12 protein-coding genes are annotated in these 16,367 nt (G+C 52.4%); 4 read left to right on the top strand and 8 right to left on the bottom strand.

Annotation, left to right across the window (positions count from 1 at the left end; translation table 11 throughout):
• Positions 1-189: 189 nt before the first annotated feature.
• The gene (locus OGX84_RS02045) at positions 190-1,083 is read left to right on the top strand and encodes a MurR/RpiR family transcriptional regulator (RefSeq protein ID WP_047463819.1); all 894 of its coding nucleotides are present in this window, start codon (positions 190-192) and stop codon (positions 1,081-1,083) included.
• Positions 1,084-1,120: 37 nt separating this feature from the next.
• Here OGX84_RS02045 and OGX84_RS02040 read toward each other — a convergent pair whose 3' ends face one another.
• On the bottom strand, positions 1,121-2,491 hold the full coding sequence (locus OGX84_RS02040; RefSeq protein ID WP_112001332.1) for a class-II fumarase/aspartase family protein: 1,371 nt from the start codon (positions 2,489-2,491) through the stop codon (positions 1,121-1,123).
• Positions 2,492-2,905: 414 nt separating this feature from the next.
• Between OGX84_RS02040 and OGX84_RS02035 the strand changes: the two genes are divergently transcribed.
• Positions 2,906-3,943, top strand: coding sequence for a porin (locus OGX84_RS02035; RefSeq protein ID WP_012134495.1), 1,038 nt, complete (start codon positions 2,906-2,908; stop codon positions 3,941-3,943).
• Positions 3,944-3,953: 10 nt separating this feature from the next.
• Entirely contained in the window at positions 3,954-4,730 is a 777-nt protein-coding gene (locus OGX84_RS02030) for an SGNH/GDSL hydrolase family protein (protein WP_012134496.1), read from the top strand.
• A gap of 183 nt (positions 4,731-4,913) precedes the next feature.
• Here OGX84_RS02030 and OGX84_RS02025 read toward each other — a convergent pair whose 3' ends face one another.
• Positions 4,914-7,121 (bottom strand): TonB-dependent receptor, encoded by a 2,208-nt coding sequence (locus OGX84_RS02025; protein WP_165383390.1) that lies wholly within the window; start codon positions 7,119-7,121, stop codon positions 4,914-4,916.
• A 341-nt stretch (positions 7,122-7,462) separates the two neighbouring features.
• Here OGX84_RS02025 and OGX84_RS02020 point away from each other — a divergent pair, with 341 nt between their 5' ends.
• A complete protein-coding gene (locus OGX84_RS02020; protein ID WP_353654421.1) occupies positions 7,463-8,530 on the top strand; it encodes a LacI family DNA-binding transcriptional regulator in 1,068 nt (355 codons plus the stop codon).
• A 38-nt stretch (positions 8,531-8,568) separates the two neighbouring features.
• Here OGX84_RS02020 and OGX84_RS02015 read toward each other — a convergent pair whose 3' ends face one another.
• From OGX84_RS02015 to OGX84_RS01990, 6 genes are all read right to left on the bottom strand, one after another.
• Positions 8,569-8,988: an RbsD/FucU family protein gene (locus OGX84_RS02015; RefSeq protein WP_049011918.1), complete on the bottom strand. Its 420-nt coding sequence runs from the start codon at positions 8,986-8,988 to the stop codon at positions 8,569-8,571.
• A 45-nt stretch (positions 8,989-9,033) separates the two neighbouring features.
• On the bottom strand, positions 9,034-9,798 hold the full coding sequence (locus OGX84_RS02010; RefSeq protein ID WP_049011919.1) for an SDR family NAD(P)-dependent oxidoreductase: 765 nt from the start codon (positions 9,796-9,798) through the stop codon (positions 9,034-9,036).
• Positions 9,799-9,915: 117 nt separating this feature from the next.
• Positions 9,916-11,790 carry a TRAP transporter large permease gene (locus OGX84_RS02005; RefSeq protein WP_286457316.1) on the bottom strand — a complete coding sequence of 625 codons (1,875 nt, stop codon included), beginning with the start codon at positions 11,788-11,790 and terminating at the stop codon, positions 9,916-9,918.
• A 76-nt stretch (positions 11,791-11,866) separates the two neighbouring features.
• Positions 11,867-12,910, bottom strand: a complete 1,044-nt coding sequence (locus OGX84_RS02000) for a TRAP transporter substrate-binding protein (RefSeq protein ID WP_012134504.1) — start codon at positions 12,908-12,910, stop codon at positions 11,867-11,869.
• A 372-nt stretch (positions 12,911-13,282) separates the two neighbouring features.
• Positions 13,283-14,746, bottom strand: coding sequence for a mannitol dehydrogenase family protein (locus OGX84_RS01995; protein WP_112001337.1), 1,464 nt, complete (start codon positions 14,744-14,746; stop codon positions 13,283-13,285).
• 73 nt (positions 14,747-14,819) lie between these two features.
• A complete protein-coding gene (locus tag OGX84_RS01990; protein WP_047459551.1) occupies positions 14,820-16,364 on the bottom strand; it encodes an MFS transporter in 1,545 nt (514 codons plus the stop codon).
• Positions 16,365-16,367: the final 3 nt, after the last annotated feature.

Raw genomic sequence — 16,367 nt, 5'->3', positions numbered from 1 at the left:
ACCGTGCTATAAAATATGGGAAAGGGCTTTTCCCATATTTTTTTGTGAGTAAGATCGCATCTTATCTACATGGGGCGCGATTCCGCAGAAAATAAGACTTTTTACTAAATTGCCAGCCACGGAATGATTGACGGCAGAGGTATCTTTTCATATAACAATCTCAATATAAAACGTCACCGGGTACTGCACATGTACAGAAAAAACACATTAAGTCTGGATGAGTATAATTCACTCACCCAAAATATTGGTGACCTGACCGAGTCTGAATGTCGGCTTAATGACTATATTAATAAACACTTCAGCGAATTACCTTATCATGGGATTGTCGATCTTTCCCAGAATGCCGCCGTGAGCAAAGCAACCATCGGGCGCTTTCTGAATAAAGTCGGTTTTACCGGCTATGCAGCTTTCAGAAGAGCGCTGGATACCACGCTGTCAAAAAACAAAATCGCCGCGCCTTTTGAGAAAAACAGTCGCCAGCGGCCTAAAAACACCACCAAAACAGAACAGATTGTTGAGACCTTTAATAATAAAGTCACTTCATTATTTAATGGTTTTAAACAGACTATCAGCATCGATAGCCTGAATAAATTCATCGAACTGGTACTCAACAGCCAGCGCCATATTTATGTGGTCGGCCCTTCCTCCTCCCATGCGATGGCGCTGCATTTTTGTACGTTGTTAAAGTACTTTCGCAGCAACATCACTCTTCTGCCTACCGACATCAGCGAGTTGCCCAAGTGCCTGATAAACATCGAACCAGATGATGTTCTGATCGTATTCTCCTACTATCGCTTTAACCGGGTCGCACTCAATATCGCGAAATGGTTCAGAAAGAAAAATGCGACCGTCGTGCTGATCACCAATTCTGATGCCAATCCTTACGGTAAATTCTGCGATCTTCAGTTTGTACTGCCAAGCGACGTGGAGTCCATTTTTCAAAGCCGAATTCTCGGTTTCTTTTTTATCGAACTGATTCTGCATCTGGCTTATGAGAAGAGTGACAATGAAGGCAACTTTGCCCAACTGGAAGAGTTGTTTCTCTTCTTTGAGACATTTTCCGCTTCTTCACATAATACCTGACCAGCAGAGTCGGGAGGGACGCTCCCGACATAAAGCGCTACGCAATATCGATGACTTTCATTTCATCAAACCGCGCGAGGGTCTCGGCAATCAGCGCATCGTTGCAACCAATATAAGACAACGGCTCGCAGGCATCGGCAATTTCTTCTGCGGATAACGACACCCGAATTTCCGGGCTGGCGTGGACAATGTCGATAAGACTTTGCTCACCATTCGCCTGACTGAGCAGCGCTTTAACTAAATTATAAGCGGGTTCTCGCCCTATTTTGTTCGCCAGACTCATCGTAATCGATTCCGACATAATGAAAGATTTCGAGCAGTCAAAATTAGCGCGCATTCTGTCTTCATTCACAATAAGGTGGGAAAGCAGCTTTTTGGCCCGGCTAAGACTGACCGATAAGGCGTTCGACGCCTCGGGTAGAATCGTCCAGTTCAATACTCTCATCGACGCCGCGCGCACATCCTGCTGATCCAGCATCGCAGGCGCGCCGGAGGCATACATCCAACCCATCCTCGCCAGCGTCTGAATCATATTGCTGGCGCGCGGATTAGCCTTGTGCGGCATGGTACTGGAGCCCCCGCCGCCCTCGCCTTCAAGCACTTCCGCGATGGGGGTGCGTCCCAGGGTTTCCACGTCATTCGCCAGGCGGCAGAGCGTACCGTGAATCAGCGCAAAGCATTGAACCACTTCAACAATTGCATCCTGGCTGGCATTGTTTATACCACAGGGAACGTTTAGCCCCAGCGCCCGCATCAACCGCTCACGCGTCGCCATTCCCTGAGAACCGACGGAGGCAAGATTCCCCACCGCGCCGCCAAACAGACCCGTAATCGCCCGGGGATAGAGCTGTTGCAGCCGGTTCAGATGCCGATTCACCTCCGCCAGATAGCCGGAGACATGCAGCCCCCAGGTCGTGGCGGAGGCATCAACCGAATTGGTGCGCGCAACCATAACGGTGCGGGCATGCTTTAAAGCCATGCCCTTCATCTCTTCCCCTACCTCAATCAGTTGCTGATATACCCGTTGCAGCGTCTGCTGTAATCGCATCGCCACGCCGGAGTCCAGCAGATCCTGGGTGGTGCATCCCCAGTGGAGATAGCGGCTAACCAACGGAGAGCCAGCAGCCGAAATCTGGTCGATCAAGGGTTTAATCGCCATGCCCACCGTTTGCGTTCCCTGGGCTAAGGCAGGCCAGTTTATCTCGATGTTCTGACATGCCTGCTCGATTTCAATCGCCGCCTGTTCAGGAATAATGCCCAGCTCGCTTTGCACGCGCGCTACCGTTGCTTCAAACGTCAACCAGCAGCGAAGCAGATTGTCGTCAGACCAGATCTCCCGCATCCGACTCTCGGTAAAGAGCGATGAATAGAGGTCGGAATCAAATACTGTTGTTTGCTTACCGTACATACTGCGACTCTCCGGCAATATAAAGTATCTTAATATAAAAGGTCGTGAATGAATCTTGCGGGATCGGCCAACTGATTAACAGGGGAAAATAAAATTCCCATTCATAAAATACGTCATGAGAATTTTGTTTTCCCTTTTTAACGCCCGAAAAACACAAAAATGAGATAGCTATCACAATGAGTTGCTTTGTTAGTGCAACGCGTATTCCGCTTTACTTTAACTTTTCGCAAATAAGCATCATTAAATTTAGCAACACGATAAAACAGGACATCGTTATGCGCTAAAAATCACATTTTGTAATGAGAAAAAATAATTCCCATATCATGACTTTCCTTTTTTCCAGAACAATCCCTCCTGCGATAAACCGCTCACTCGAACAGACAAATAAGCTAACTATTGTTTTCTGGGGATGCTATGAAAATAAAAATGATTTCACTCATTCTACTGACGGGGATGACAACCTCCTCATATGCGATGAGTATCTATAATAAAGATGGAAATACGCTGGATATTTATGGCCGTGTGGAAGGTAAAATTGCCAGCGGAGAAAACTCTTATGCCGGAAGCGAAACACGAACGAATCTGGGTGGCCGTCTGGGGATTTACCTCACCCGGGATTTGGATTTTATCCCCGAGACAAAGATCGTGGGCCGTCTGGAATGGCAGGTGCGAACCGAAAAAAACGACAGCAATACCGGGGATAGCGATTTAAAAGCGCGCTACTCCTATATTGGTTTGTCCAATAAAACCTGGGGCGAACTGATTGTCGGCAGGACCAAAAACCCGTTGTATCAGGTCATGAAAATGACTGATAAATATAAAAACTTTACGCCGAATATTTACAGCTACGGCATCACCACCATTGATGACTCCTACCAGTTCAACCGCCAGGACGGCACCGTACAATGGAATGCTAAATTTGCAGGCAATGAGATACAGCTGGCGTGGGTCGCGGGCAATGGCAGCAGTAATGAAGCTCTGGATTATGGCGCAATGGCCAGTTACAGAAACACGCTCAGACTGGGGGATTTCAGACTCACACCGGCGATTGCCGCCAGCCGTTATAAACGCCAGGATGGCGTAAAAACCACCGATGGCCGGAATCAAAACGACCAGATCATGGCAGGCTTGCAGCTCAGCTATAAGAACGTTGAAGCCGCCGTCACCGCATTACGCACATCCATTGCGCGCGATAATAAAAGCGACAATGACTTTAAAGGCATGGATTCATTACTGTCCTGGAAATACGGTAAATTTAAATTCCTTACCGGTTACAGTTTCCTGGATGAGAAAGATAAATCCGTCTATGAAAAAGAGGACTGGCGTGTCGAAACACAAATAACATTAGCCGATGATACCTGGTTATCATTTACTTACGATAAAGCCTTCGCCAATAAAAACCAAAAAGTCAATGATGACGCGCTCATCGTTGGACTCCGCTATGACTTCTGACAGGTGATTTATGAAAAGAATAATGCAGTTATCCCTTGCATCAACTTTTTTATTTGGCAGTTTATGTGTGCATGCTGATGCGCTATTAGCGCCCTCACCCTATGCAAAAATAGAGGGGGATAATAAAATTGTCGCGCTGTATGGCAACTCTTTCACGTTCTATAACAACAATATTAATACCCGGTTGCGGGATCTGACGCGCTCTTTACTGCCGAACCACGCGAAAGGGTATAAATATCGGGGGATCACCATCTCAAGCGGTCATTTAGGCTGGCAAATTCATAATCTCGCCTATCAGAATACATTGCAAAAATGGGACGTTGTCATCTTGCAAGGCAACTCCACGGAGACGATCTCACAGAAAGAGAGCACCCGGCAGAATTTCATCGAATCCGCGACAAAAATGGCGGATATGGCGCATCAGGCAGGTTCAAAAGTCGTGTACTTCATGACCTGGGCAAAGCGGGATCAACCAGAGGATATACAGAAACTTGCTGACGCCTATGTTTCCATTGCGCAGAAAACTGGCGGCTATGTCGCGCCGGTCGGCCTGGCTTTTGAAAAAGCGCGTAAAGCACACCCGGAAATTAATCTTTATTACCACGATGGCGTACACCCTTCCATTGCAGGAACCTATTTAGCCGCCTGTGTGTTCTTTGCCACGCTGTATAACCAGTCGCCAGTGGGCGGAGCGCTGCCCGTAGACACGGATATGACCCCAGCCACCGCAAAAGCATTGCAGCAGATTGCGTGGGAAACCGTCAGCGAATTTCAGAAATCATCATAGCCGGTTCGGTTGCCCGATGGCGCAAGCTTATCGGGCCTACAATCTCACCACACCGTAGTACCGTAGGCCGGATAAGGCGAAGTCGCCATCCGGCATTACCCGCACCATACCGTAGTACCGTAGGCCGGATAAGGCGAAGCCGTCATCCGGCATTACTACCGGGCATCCCTGCCCGTTTTTAACTCAGAAGTCGTAATTAACAGACAGCTTCAGGGTACGCGGTTCGCCACGGAACACATACACGCCATCGTAGTCGGATACGCCAGACCAGTATTGCTCGTTGGTGACGTTATCCACCCCTAAACGCCATACCATCTCATTCTGCTCCTGGTTTACGCGCATCCGGTAACGAACGCCGAGGTTAAGCGTGGTGTAACTGTCCAGCTTCTTCTCATTAGCGGCGCCGTCATACTGCGAGCCGGTGTGATTCAGTCGCGCGGTAGCGGTCAGCCCATCAACCTGCCGGATATCATATTCAGCACCGAGAACGGCGGTGAAACGTGGAGTACCGGAAGCATCATTCCCCTGGTTGACGCCATCCTGCGTTTTGGTCAGTTTCGGCTGTAACCAGGTCGCACTGCTGTTCAGACGCAGACCGTAGACCGGCTCACCAAACAGGTTAACTTCCACACCCCGGTTACGCTGCTCGCCATCGGTCGAATATTCCTGCGTCGTCTCGTTCTTAATCACGGACGGTTTCTTAATCTCAAACAGCGCCAGGCTACCGCCGACGGTGCCGAAATCAATTTTCACGCCCACTTCATTTTGCTTAGAGTGCAGAATACCGATGCTTTTACCGTAATCCGGCGACTCCTGATCGGTAATGTTTTCACCCGGCTGTAATGCCTCGGTGTGGTTGGCATACAGTGACACCGTGTCCCACGGCTTATATACAATACCGTAGGTCGGCATCCATCGACTTTCCGTATAGCGAGAGTCAGTGTCTTCTTCACCGGTCGCATTGCTGTAGTTACGCACCACCACTTTCTGATTACGCGCGGCGACAGTCAGCAGCACCTGGTCATCAAAGAATCCCAGCGTATCGCTGAGGAGATAACCCTGAGTACGGTTTCGGGAGGTTGTCAGCGGATCGTGATAGTTGCCGCCGGCGAGATCCCACTGCGGCATCGGCACGTCATGGTTGTCATAGATATTGGTCATGGAGCCAGGGTTGGCCCAGTTCATACGCCATGCCGTTTTATCGCGTTTGATCACCGCCGAATAGCCCAGGTTCACCTTATGGCTGACCGACCAGGTATCAAATTCGCCGCGAATACCCGCCATACTGCTGAACGCGTCAATAATACGGTTGGTATACAGCACATTGACGACAGCATCACCCGATCTGTCCAGTAATTTTGGCGCGGTATAAATCCCGGTTTCATGCGCATGTTGCGCCCCGGCGCCGCCGTAGACCGTCCAGTTATTCAGGATGTCGTATTCAGCGCGCGCCATACCGAACTGGTTAGTGATATCACTGTAGCCCCACTTCTGGCTGTAGTTATCCGTGTTGTTCGGTACATCCGGCACGAAATCGACGCCGCTTAAGTTAATTCCCATCGTCCCGCCGTGGAACGTCTTTTTCTGGGCGGCGACATCCAGCGAGGAGCGCAGTTTATCGCCGCGATAATCCAGCCCGAGGGCGGCCAGCGTCGTGCGCTTTTTCTCGTTATCAACGGCGGTTTCGCCTTCACGATGCAGAATGTTTACTCGCGCGCCAAACTGATTGTTATCGCCAAAACGACGACCGGCATCCAGCGTGGTGCCTACCTGAGTTGAAGAGGTGTAATCCACTCCCAGGCGCGTCAGCGGCAGGTCATCAGCATGTTTCGGCTCCATGTTGACCATACCGCCCACGCCGGAACTTGCCGCGCCGTTCACGAAAGAGCTGGCGCCTTTAAACACTTCCACGCGCTCAAACAGCGAAGCATCCACGACCTGACGCGGCAGTACGCCAGCCAGACCGCCCCAGGTCACGTCATCCCCCGCCAGCTCAAAGCCGCGAATACGATAGTTTTCTGAGAAGTTCCCGTATCCCTGTACGGGCTGTACTGCGGCGTCGTTTTTCAGCACCTCGCCGATGGTCTTCGCCTGCTGGTCTTCCACCAGTTTTGAGGTGTAACCGATAACGTTAAACGGCACATCCATCGCTTTTTGTTCGCCCAGAACCCCCAGTCGTCCTCCGTGGGCAACCTGCCCCTCCAGGAACGCGGGCACCTGCGCGTCGCCACCGGCTTTAAAACCACTGTTTGCGGATTTGGCCTCAACGACCATCGTATCTTCTTTCCCGGTAGTGTCTTCTGCTGCGTAAACACCGTGAGCGGCGGCACCAATCGCGAATGCCAGCAAGGATTTTTGCAGAGAATAATTATTTTTTGCGCTGCTTTTCATCATTAATCTCATGAATACAAGGACACGAAAAAAACCCTTTAAAATGGGGTTTTATTGAATGAAACCCGAACAAAAATGCTCGTTTTATGTATGGGAAGGGTTTTCCATATATATGTTCTGTGTCCATCCTTGATACGAAGAATAATCACCGAAACCCGCACAGCCAACATGATAATGAGAGTAAAACTCATTATCAATGTTATTTAGATTTTTCATTGTGTGAACAACGGTTACGGGATTTATGGCATTGACACGATTAGCTGTAACGTTACACTAAACCGTTGTAGTTTATACTCTGCTATCCAGATGGCGATACTGAATGAGCCGCCATTCACCGATTGCTGCAAAGGAGATGTATGGCAAACATTCGAGATGTCGCAAAGCATGCGGGCGTTTCCGTCAGCACGGTGTCCAATGTGCTTAACGGCCGCGCCGATCAAATGCGCCCGGAAACGCTGGCGCGCATTCAGCAAAGCATGCAAACGCTCAACTATTTCCCCAACCGGGTCGCCCAGCAACTCAAAACGGGGCAGGCAAAAATGATCGGGTTGCTGGTGCCATCCATCGTGAACCCCAGCTTTGCGGCACTGGCGCGTGAAGTGGATCTGGCCGCCAAAAAACACCTCTACCGCGTGCTGATCGGCAACACCTATCGCCAAATCGAAGAAGAAGAAGCGTTTCTGGAAGATATGTTTGCTCATGGCGTTCGCGGAATTATTGTGGCCGCCTGTGATATCGAAAAGCCGCATTTCGCCCGCGCGGCGGCGCAGGGCATGATAATGGTGAACTACGATGGCCGTATGCCCGCAAGCGTTGACTCTGGCGGTTTCGCGCTGGACAGCGTGTCGATGGATAACGTTGAGGCGGGCCGAATGGCGGCAGAGCATCTTATCGCGCGCGGGTGTCGCCGCCTCGCGTTTGCGACCGTCGCAGGGATGACCCCCAGCCGCGCGCATAAAATAGAAGGCTTTCTCAGCGCGGTACGCCAGCACAACATGTATCGTGAAGGGATGATCATCGAAGGAAAAGCGATGGCCGCCTACGGAGATACCGAAATGACCGAACTGGGCCGTTCTCTGGCGCAAACCCTCTGCCAGCAATCCCTTCGTCCTGACGGCATCGTCGCCATTAACGATGCGCTTGGCATTGGTTTGATGAGTGGTTTGCACGAAGCCCGTATCCGCGTGCCGGAAGAGATCTCTCTCGTCGGTATCGACAATATTTCACTCTCTGGCCTGGTTTACCCCGGCCTGACCTCTATTATGCCGCCGCTCACGGAGATGGCGGACGTGATGGTTGAGCGCCTGATCGCCCGAATAGAGACTCCGGCAATCCCTCCCGACGAGTTTTTGTTTTCCCCTTCCCTGGTATGCCGACAATCGGTGCGGGAAGCGGAAAATATACGATGAGAATAACGCGAGAAGAACGTCGCGTTCTTCTCGTCTTCTCAGAGTAATGTCGGGCCGACGGTGAGGAGAATATTGGCAAAACGGCGGGTTTCGCCCGACGCGATCACCAGCAGCGTATCCGATGATTTCGCCAGCGCGTAAAACGCATTTCGCTCAACATGAGAAAGTTCCGTCATTTCTGAAAGCAGACCACGGTATTCACGCTCAATCGTGTTATCAAATTCAGCCGGGCTCGTCATTAACGTCGCTTTCTCTACGTTAATATAACCAAGAATTTTCTCCAGAATCATCACGCTGCCAATTAAGCCGGGAGAAAAGTTAAGCCAGATAATACGTGCCTGCGGTGACGAGTTGGTCAGGAAAGAGTAATTCGCGTCCGCGATCAGAATATTGGCTTTATGACCGCACTGCGCCAATGCCTGTAATAAATCAGGATGAATAATATCTGACTTTATCATAAAGAGTCCCTTTTAACTCAGGCGGGTTTTACAACCCGCCCGCTTTTACGCCCGATAAATACCGCCATTAATATCAATCGTCGCGCCGGAGACGAAACCATCATATTCAGAGGCGAGGAAACAGATCACCCGGGCGACATCTTCAGGCGTACCGGCGCGCCCCAAAGGAATAGCCTGAATCGTCTGGTCGGCAGAGGCCTGCGTCGTATGCTGATTGTGAAAACGGGTGCCCAGAATCAATCCTGGGGCCACGGCGTTCACCCGAATGCCAGATTCGCCCAGTTCGGCGGCAAGTGAGCGCGTCCAGGTCAAGACGGCGCCTTTCGTGGTGGAATAAACCAGAGAGCCAGCATGGCCGCCGGAACGACCGGCTAATGACGCCAGATTCACAATGCTCGCCCCATCTGGCGAGGCTTTCAGCCAGGGTAACGCCTGCTGGGTGACATTGAGCATCGTGGTCATATTCACGTCAATAACGGTACGCCAGAACTGTGGTTCGATCTCGCCGAGCCATTTTCGGGCGATAATTCCACCGACGTTATTCACCAGAATATCAATGCCGCCAAGAAACGCCGCGCCCTGCGCAACGCACCGCGCGGCATCTTCCTCATTCGTTAAATCAGCATAACCGCAAGCCGCCCGGCTTCCTTTTTGCTCCGCAATGGCCATTAATTCTCGTGGGCCTTCTTCGCCGCTGAAATAATGAATATAGATATCACATCCGGCCTCAATTAATTTTCTGGCCGTTTCTTTACCAATACCCTGTTCCGCACCGGTAATAAAAACTTTTTTACCCACTAATGATCCCATTTCATACTCCACTTATTCAGATTTAAACATCGCCAGGCGATAGCCTGTCGCGTTACTGCCATTTTCAGCGCGCGGACATCCCCGCCACTGAGCGTGGCGAATATCCGTAATGAATAATCAGTAGCCTGCCAGTCCAGGCAACCAGGTGGTTAATGGCGGCGCCATCGCCACAATGATGATGCCGACGAAAACAACCGCCAGATATTTCGCCATTGGCCGAATAACATGTTTCATCTCCACGCTGCAGATGGCGCAGGTGGTATACAGCCCTAATCCAATCGGCGGTGAAAATAAGCCAAAGCCCATCGCCAGAATCATGACAATACCGAAATGCAGCGGGTTAAACCCAAGCTGAATGGCGATTGGCACCAGGATAGGGGCGAAAATGATCAACGCTGGCGCACCTTCCAGAACCGCGCCAAAGATAATCAGAATCACAATGGTCAACAGCAGGAACAGCCAGGCGCCCTGCTTCATCCCAATCCCCACCAGCAGTTCAGCGATTTGCTGCGGAATCATCTGTATCGTCAGCGCATAAGAAAGGCTGGTCGCGCAGGCGACGATGAACAGCAGTACGCCGGACATGGCCGCGATATCAATAAACATTTTTACCGTCGCTTTCAGCGTCAGCTCGCGAAACGCCAGGCGACCGACAACGATGGCGTAAATCACCGCAAAGGCAGAGATTTCTGTCGAGGTGGCAATCCCCATCATCACCCCACGGCCAATCATAAAGATCATGACCAGCCCCACGGCGGCGCCAAGGTAGAGCTGCGCACGCGGGCGTAAAACCGGGTAAGCCTCGCTGACGTTAATTTTTCCGCCGAAACGGTTGGCCGCGATCATCAGCAGTATCAGCAGGCAGACGGCGGGAACCAGGCCGGCGATAAACAGCGCGCCGATGGAGATATTCGCCACAAACCCCATGACGATCAGGTTTACGCACGGAGGAATGGTCTCCGCCATCACCGCCGATGCGGCGAACACCCCTGCGGCCTCTTCGCTGTCCTGCTTAGCGCGACGCACCGCAGGCATCAAGACACCGCCCACCGCAGCGACATCCGCCAGTTTGGAACCGGAAATCCCGGAGAAGAAGGCCATCGACAGCACGGTCGTCATGTTTAACCCGCCGCGAAAGCGCCCCATCCCGCGCACAATCAGCTCAACCAGACGCGTTGACATCCCGTTAATTTCCATTGCCGCCCCGGCAAGTAAAAAGAACGGAATCGCCAGCAGAACGAAGTGGTCTACCCCGGCGGCAACCTGCTGAGAGAAAAAGACAAACGGTAACGACGGATCGCAAATAAAGAACACCATTGCGGACATGCCCAGCGTAAACGCGATAGGCACACCGGCCAGGATACCCAGCGCAAAACAGATCAGCATCAGTCCCGCCGCCGCGCTGGCCGGATCGGCCATCAGCGAGAGTTTCAGATACCCCAGCGCCGCCAGCACCAGGATTCCGCCGCCGCTGAGCAGAACAACCCGCGCGCGTTCATGCAGCGCATGTTCCAGTGCGGCCACCATCATTACCACGGAACCGATCAACACCGGGATAACGTAAATCGTCTGCGGCAGGCCGGTCTCGGTCGTTTGTACCCGCGCGGCCTGCACCAGGTCATAACTGGAAATCACCAGCCCCACCGACACCAGAAACAGCACCCAACGACTGGCGTGGATAACATAAGGGCGCACCTGCTCGGGCAAAAAACGCAGGAACAGATCGACGCCAATATGCCCGCCTCTGCCTGTGGACGTGGCCACGCCAAAAAAGACGAGGGCAATCATCAGCGCACGCGCCACCTCTTCCGCCCAGTGAATCGGTGAATGCAATGCGTAGCGCCAGATAACGGATGCGAATACCACCAGTACGTTGATAAACAGCACCAGTGCCCCGGCCCAGGATGTTAAGGTCGTTAAGCCTCTGCTCAGTCGGCCTAACAGCATCAGCAAAGCATTTTCATCCTTTGCTTTCATAGAGATATCTGCCATGTTGGACTCCTTTCATGGGCTTACCGGGTGATACCGCCGACCCACCCCAAAACCGGCTGAATCGGCGGCTCACGTATTACGACTTATCGCCTGGCGCCGCGGCGGTAATCTCATCAACAATCGGTTTCATATCAGGATATTGATCGAGGAATGCCTTCCAGACCGGCTGCACCTGCTGCGCAAAGTACGCGCGATCGGTCTCGCGGAATGTCACCCCTTTGGCTTCCAGGTTTTTAATCGCTTCCTGCTCTTTCTGGCTTGCCTGCTGGCGCTCGTACTCTGTGGCTTCCTGCGCCGCCGCAAGGACATCGGCCCGCAGCGCTTCTGGAATTTGCTCGAAGCTCTTCTTATTCATGGCGATCATCAGCGGGTTAAAGCTATGGCGGGTCAGGGTGCCATTCTTGATAATTTCATAATATTTGCTGGAGTAGATGGTCGGCGCATCATGTTCAACGCCATCGATAACGCCCATTTGCAGACTGGAATAGACCTCGCCGCCCGGCATCGGAATCGCCACCGCGCCCATATGATTCAGCGTGGCGATAAAGTTAGGCACCGGCAGAACGCGGATTTTCAGATTCTTTAAATCTTCAGGTTTTTCAATGGCCTTTTTGGTATACACATTACGCGCGCCTAAGTTATAGCCATAACCCAGCACCATAACGTTGGCTTTATTCAGCATTAACGCAGAAAGCTGCTCGCCCGCTTTTCCGTCCAGCGTTTTGCCAACCTGGTCGTAATCTTTAAACAGATAACCCAGATCCAGAACGCCGATTTCAGGCACCAGCGTGGCCCAAATCGAGGTGCCGGAGATCATCATATTGATTGCGCCAATGCGTACCTGCTGCGTGGCATCGGCCTCTTTTCCTAACATCCCGTTGGCGAAATAGTTGAGCTTAATTTGCCCTTTCAATTTTTCGTTTTTGTTCAGGTTCTCCTGAAAACGGGTAAACCAGATATAGTGCGCGGAGGAATCATCCCCGGGCAAAGAGGAGTAAACGCGAAAATTAAGCGCTGCCTGAGCAAAAGAAGTCACCACACTGCCCGCTATCAGCGCGGTACTTAAGCAAGCTAAAGCTAAAAAACGTCTGGTCGAACGAAGCTGTTTTATTTCCATCATGATTGTCCTTCCACATACCATTAGGGTAGCGATAACGCCGTCTGGCACCGCTAAATCGCCAGGAGAGTAAATGAGAAAAACTGCTGTATGTTTCTTCTGTAACGTTTTAGTGTAACGTTACAGAAACTATCCGCCTCCCTGTACAAAAGCAAGTCGCTTCCTTTCATCAGCGGGAGTGATATGTGAATTTTGTGGTGGACATCGCTAATTCGCGCAGGTGCGTTACATCGTTAAAACGACATCATTGCTGTTTAGTCACTGTTTAGCGCAGAAGAAAGCGACGGGAGAGAAAAAAGAGGAAAAGGATTGGTGAATGGGGGGCGTCAGTCAACGCAGGAGTGCCGTCGTTATCTGGCGGCACTCCTTTACGCTTTACCGTTCAGTGATATAGCGGGCGACCGTCGCTTTCGCGCCGTTTTCCAGCAGCGACAGGTAAGCCTGCGTTACCTGCGCCACAAACAGCGGCTCATGCGGTAATTCGTTCCCGAAAATGGCCTCCACGCCCAGCAGCGCTTTTACCCGTGCCTCGCCTTCCGCGCTCTGCATCACCGCATTCTGCAAGACCGGCAACAGCGGATCGCTAACGTCAATACGGTTTCCCTGTTCATCCACCCCGCCGACGTAACGCATCCAGCCCGCAACGCCCAGCGCCAGCAGATCAAAACGATGGTGGTGAACCAGGTGCCAGCGAACGGAATCCAGCATGCGCTGCGGCAGTTTCTGGCTGCCGTCCATCGCAATCTGCCAGGTACGGTGACGCAGTCCCGTGTTGCTGTAGCGCGCAATCAGCATATCGGCATAGCGAGTGAGATCCACCCCCGTCACGTTCAGCGTCGGCGCCTGCTCTTCCAGCATCAGCGCCCTCGCGGCGCGTCGGAAGTGCTCATCTTCCATACACTCATTAATGTGCTGATAGCCGGAAAGATAACCCAGATAAGCGAGGAAAGAGTGGCTGCCATTAAGCATACGCAGCTTCATCTCTTCAAACGGCAGCACGTCAGCCACCAGTTCGGCTCCGGCCTTTTCCCATTCCGGGCGGCCTGCGACAAAGTTATCCTCGATAACCCACTGGCGGAATGGCTCGCAGGCCACGCCTGCCGGGTCGCGCACGCCGGTAAGCTGTTCAATCTTATCCAGCGTTTCCGCCGTCATCGCCGGGACGATACGATCCACCATCGTGGAGGGGAACGTCACGTTCTGCGCAATCCAGGCAGCCAGCCCGGCATCAACGGCTTGCGCATAGGCGCATATTACGTTGCGCATAACATGACCGTTTTCCGGCATATTGTCGCAGGACATCACGGTAAACGCCGGGAGACCCGCCGCTCTGCGGCGCGCCAGCGCGGCGACAATAACGCCCGGCGCTGATTTTGGCTGCTGAGGGTTTTGCAGATCGGCAACGATAGCCGGGTGATCGAGCATCAACTGGCCGGTAGCCGGAGAGTGGCAGTAGCCTTTTTCCGTGATCGTCAACGATACAATGGCAACCTGCGGCTCGCACATGGCAGCCAGCACCGTTTCCAGACCATCCACCTGCGCATGCAGCGCGTTCTTCACTACGCCAACCACGCGGGCGGTCCAGGCATCGGCCGACATTTCCGCCACCGTATAGAGGCGATCCTGATTTTTCAGATCGGCGATCTGCTGCTCGCCGCCAATCAGGTTAACTTCGGTGTAGCCCCAGTCGCTGCCGTGTTCCGCAGCCAGAATATCCGCATAAACGGCCTGATGCGCACGATGAAACGCGCCGAATCCCAGGTGAACAATTCGCGGAACCAGCGCGTTGCGATCCCAGTTCGGAACGGTGGCTTTCGCGTGTAATAGCTTATTTTGCATCTTTCTACTCACTGTATAAAAAGAGGGATTGGCGGCAGCAGGCCTATTGCGCCCTTGCTGCCGCCAGGCTGTATCAGCTCAGTATGGAGGTGGGTTCAGCGGGCTTTACCCGTTCAGGCGCGCTTTGACACCAGAGCGAGTCATAGCTGTAGCCCGTCAGGTCTTCCACAATATGGCGGGCTTCCGGCGTCACATCCTGTTTAAGACCATCCGCTTTGAGACGTTCAATTTCGTCCACGAAAATTTTGTGCGTGCGCTTATTCAGATGGAAGGTCAGCGCTTGCCACAGTGCAATGATCAGAAGCCCGGCCGTACCAACGAACAGCAGCATGGCAATGGTCGTGATCGCTTCCTGCGGCTGCGTCTGGCTGCCTTTCACGAAGCCGCCGCTTTGCAGAAGCAGGCCCACGGCAAAGGTCGCAATAGCTACCGTTGTCTTACGGGAGAACGTCATAACGGCGGCAAACAGCCCTTCACGGCGCTGACGGGTGATCATTTCGTCAATGTCCGGGATGAACGGGAACACGTTCCACGGCGTGAACTCCAGAATGCAGCGCCCGACCTGGTAAACCCCGGCGAGAATCACCAGCAATACGATTTTGTTGTCTGTCGGGAACTGGTAAACCAGGAAGAACCCGCCCAGGCACAGCATCATCAGGCTGTAGGAGAAGACATAGAGGCGAGAAGGGCCATATTTAATAATCGCCACGCCCGCCGCCAGCGTGACCGGCAAGCCGACGATACTCATCGACAGCAATGTTCCCGCCAGCGAGGATGAAACATTCAGGCAGTAGACGCAGAAAAAGACGAATACGGTGTTGTAGACATCCTTGGCGGTAAAGGAGAAGAGATAGATCGCCAGATGTTTACGGAACGCGCGTACTTTTAACGTTGAGGCATACTCTTTGAACAGGTTGCCAAACGCCGCCAGTTTTTCGCCAGCGGTCATCGGCTGACGTTCTTTTTCCATTTCCGCCAGCATTTCCGGCGTCAGTTCACGTTCCCAGGTCACTTTCCAGGAGATAAACACACAGACCGTAAACAGCACGGCAAATACAACGCCGTTGATCAGATACGCATCCGCGTTGTTTTCACCCAGCCAGCCGATCAGCAGGCCCGGAATAAAGGTGGCAAGGAACGTCCCGGATGCTGACAGGAACATGCGGCACGTTGACAGTTTGGTACGGTCATTGAAGTCTTTGGTCATCTCAGACGGCAGCGTTTCCCACGGGATCAGCACCATAGCGGCGATAATCTCAAAGGCCAGGTACACAGCGAGATAGAACCAGAAGTTCATGCCGTTCATCCATAACAGGATGTAAACCAGCATGAGTGGCGCGCCAATGAGCAGGAAGAACCGGCGGCGGCCAAATTTCTTGCCCAAATAATGCTTATAGAAATGGTCCGTGAAGCTGCCCATAAACAGGCTCACGATCGCATCGACAATACGCGCGATCGCCACAATAGACGCCGCTTCAATCGGCGACAGACCAACAAAGGTGGTATAGAAGAAAAGCAGCCAGGCACCGATAACGGTAAATGCGCCGCCCCCCATGATATCCGTCAGGCCGTAGCCGATACTGACGGGAATGGTGACTTTTCTGTTCTTACGGGTCATCGT

The organism is Citrobacter sp. CK202 (assembly GCF_030333225.1).
Classification (GTDB): domain Bacteria; phylum Pseudomonadota; class Gammaproteobacteria; order Enterobacterales; family Enterobacteriaceae; genus Citrobacter_B; species Citrobacter_B koseri.
The sequence above is the reverse complement of the archived record's forward strand: the minus strand, read 5'-3'. Positions and strand labels throughout refer to the sequence as shown.

Bases quoted from the DNA above. Each gene is read 5' to 3' on its own strand.
- OGX84_RS02035 (WP_012134495.1), top strand. From the start codon at position 2,906: ATGAAAATAAAAATGATTTCACTCATTCTACTGACGGGGATGACAACC.
- OGX84_RS02030 (WP_012134496.1), top strand. From the start codon at position 3,954: ATGAAAAGAATAATGCAGTTATCCCTTGCATCAACTTTTTTATTTGGC.
- OGX84_RS01990 (WP_047459551.1), bottom strand. From the start codon at position 16,364: ATGACCCGTAAGAACAGAAAAGTCACCATTCCCGTCAGTATCGGCTAC.
- OGX84_RS01995 (WP_112001337.1), bottom strand. From the start codon at position 14,746: ATGCAAAATAAGCTATTACACGCGAAAGCCACCGTTCCGAACTGGGAT.
- OGX84_RS02010 (WP_049011919.1), bottom strand. From the start codon at position 9,798: ATGGGATCATTAGTGGGTAAAAAAGTTTTTATTACCGGTGCGGAACAG.
- OGX84_RS02045 (WP_047463819.1), top strand. From the start codon at position 190: ATGTACAGAAAAAACACATTAAGTCTGGATGAGTATAATTCACTCACC.
- OGX84_RS02015 (WP_049011918.1), bottom strand. From the start codon at position 8,988: ATGATAAAGTCAGATATTATTCATCCTGATTTATTACAGGCATTGGCG.
- OGX84_RS02005 (WP_286457316.1), bottom strand. From the start codon at position 11,790: ATGGCAGATATCTCTATGAAAGCAAAGGATGAAAATGCTTTGCTGATG.
- OGX84_RS02040 (WP_112001332.1), bottom strand. From the start codon at position 2,491: ATGTACGGTAAGCAAACAACAGTATTTGATTCCGACCTCTATTCATCG.
- OGX84_RS02025 (WP_165383390.1), bottom strand. From the start codon at position 7,121: ATGAAAAGCAGCGCAAAAAATAATTATTCTCTGCAAAAATCCTTGCTG.
- OGX84_RS02000 (WP_012134504.1), bottom strand. From the start codon at position 12,910: ATGATGGAAATAAAACAGCTTCGTTCGACCAGACGTTTTTTAGCTTTA.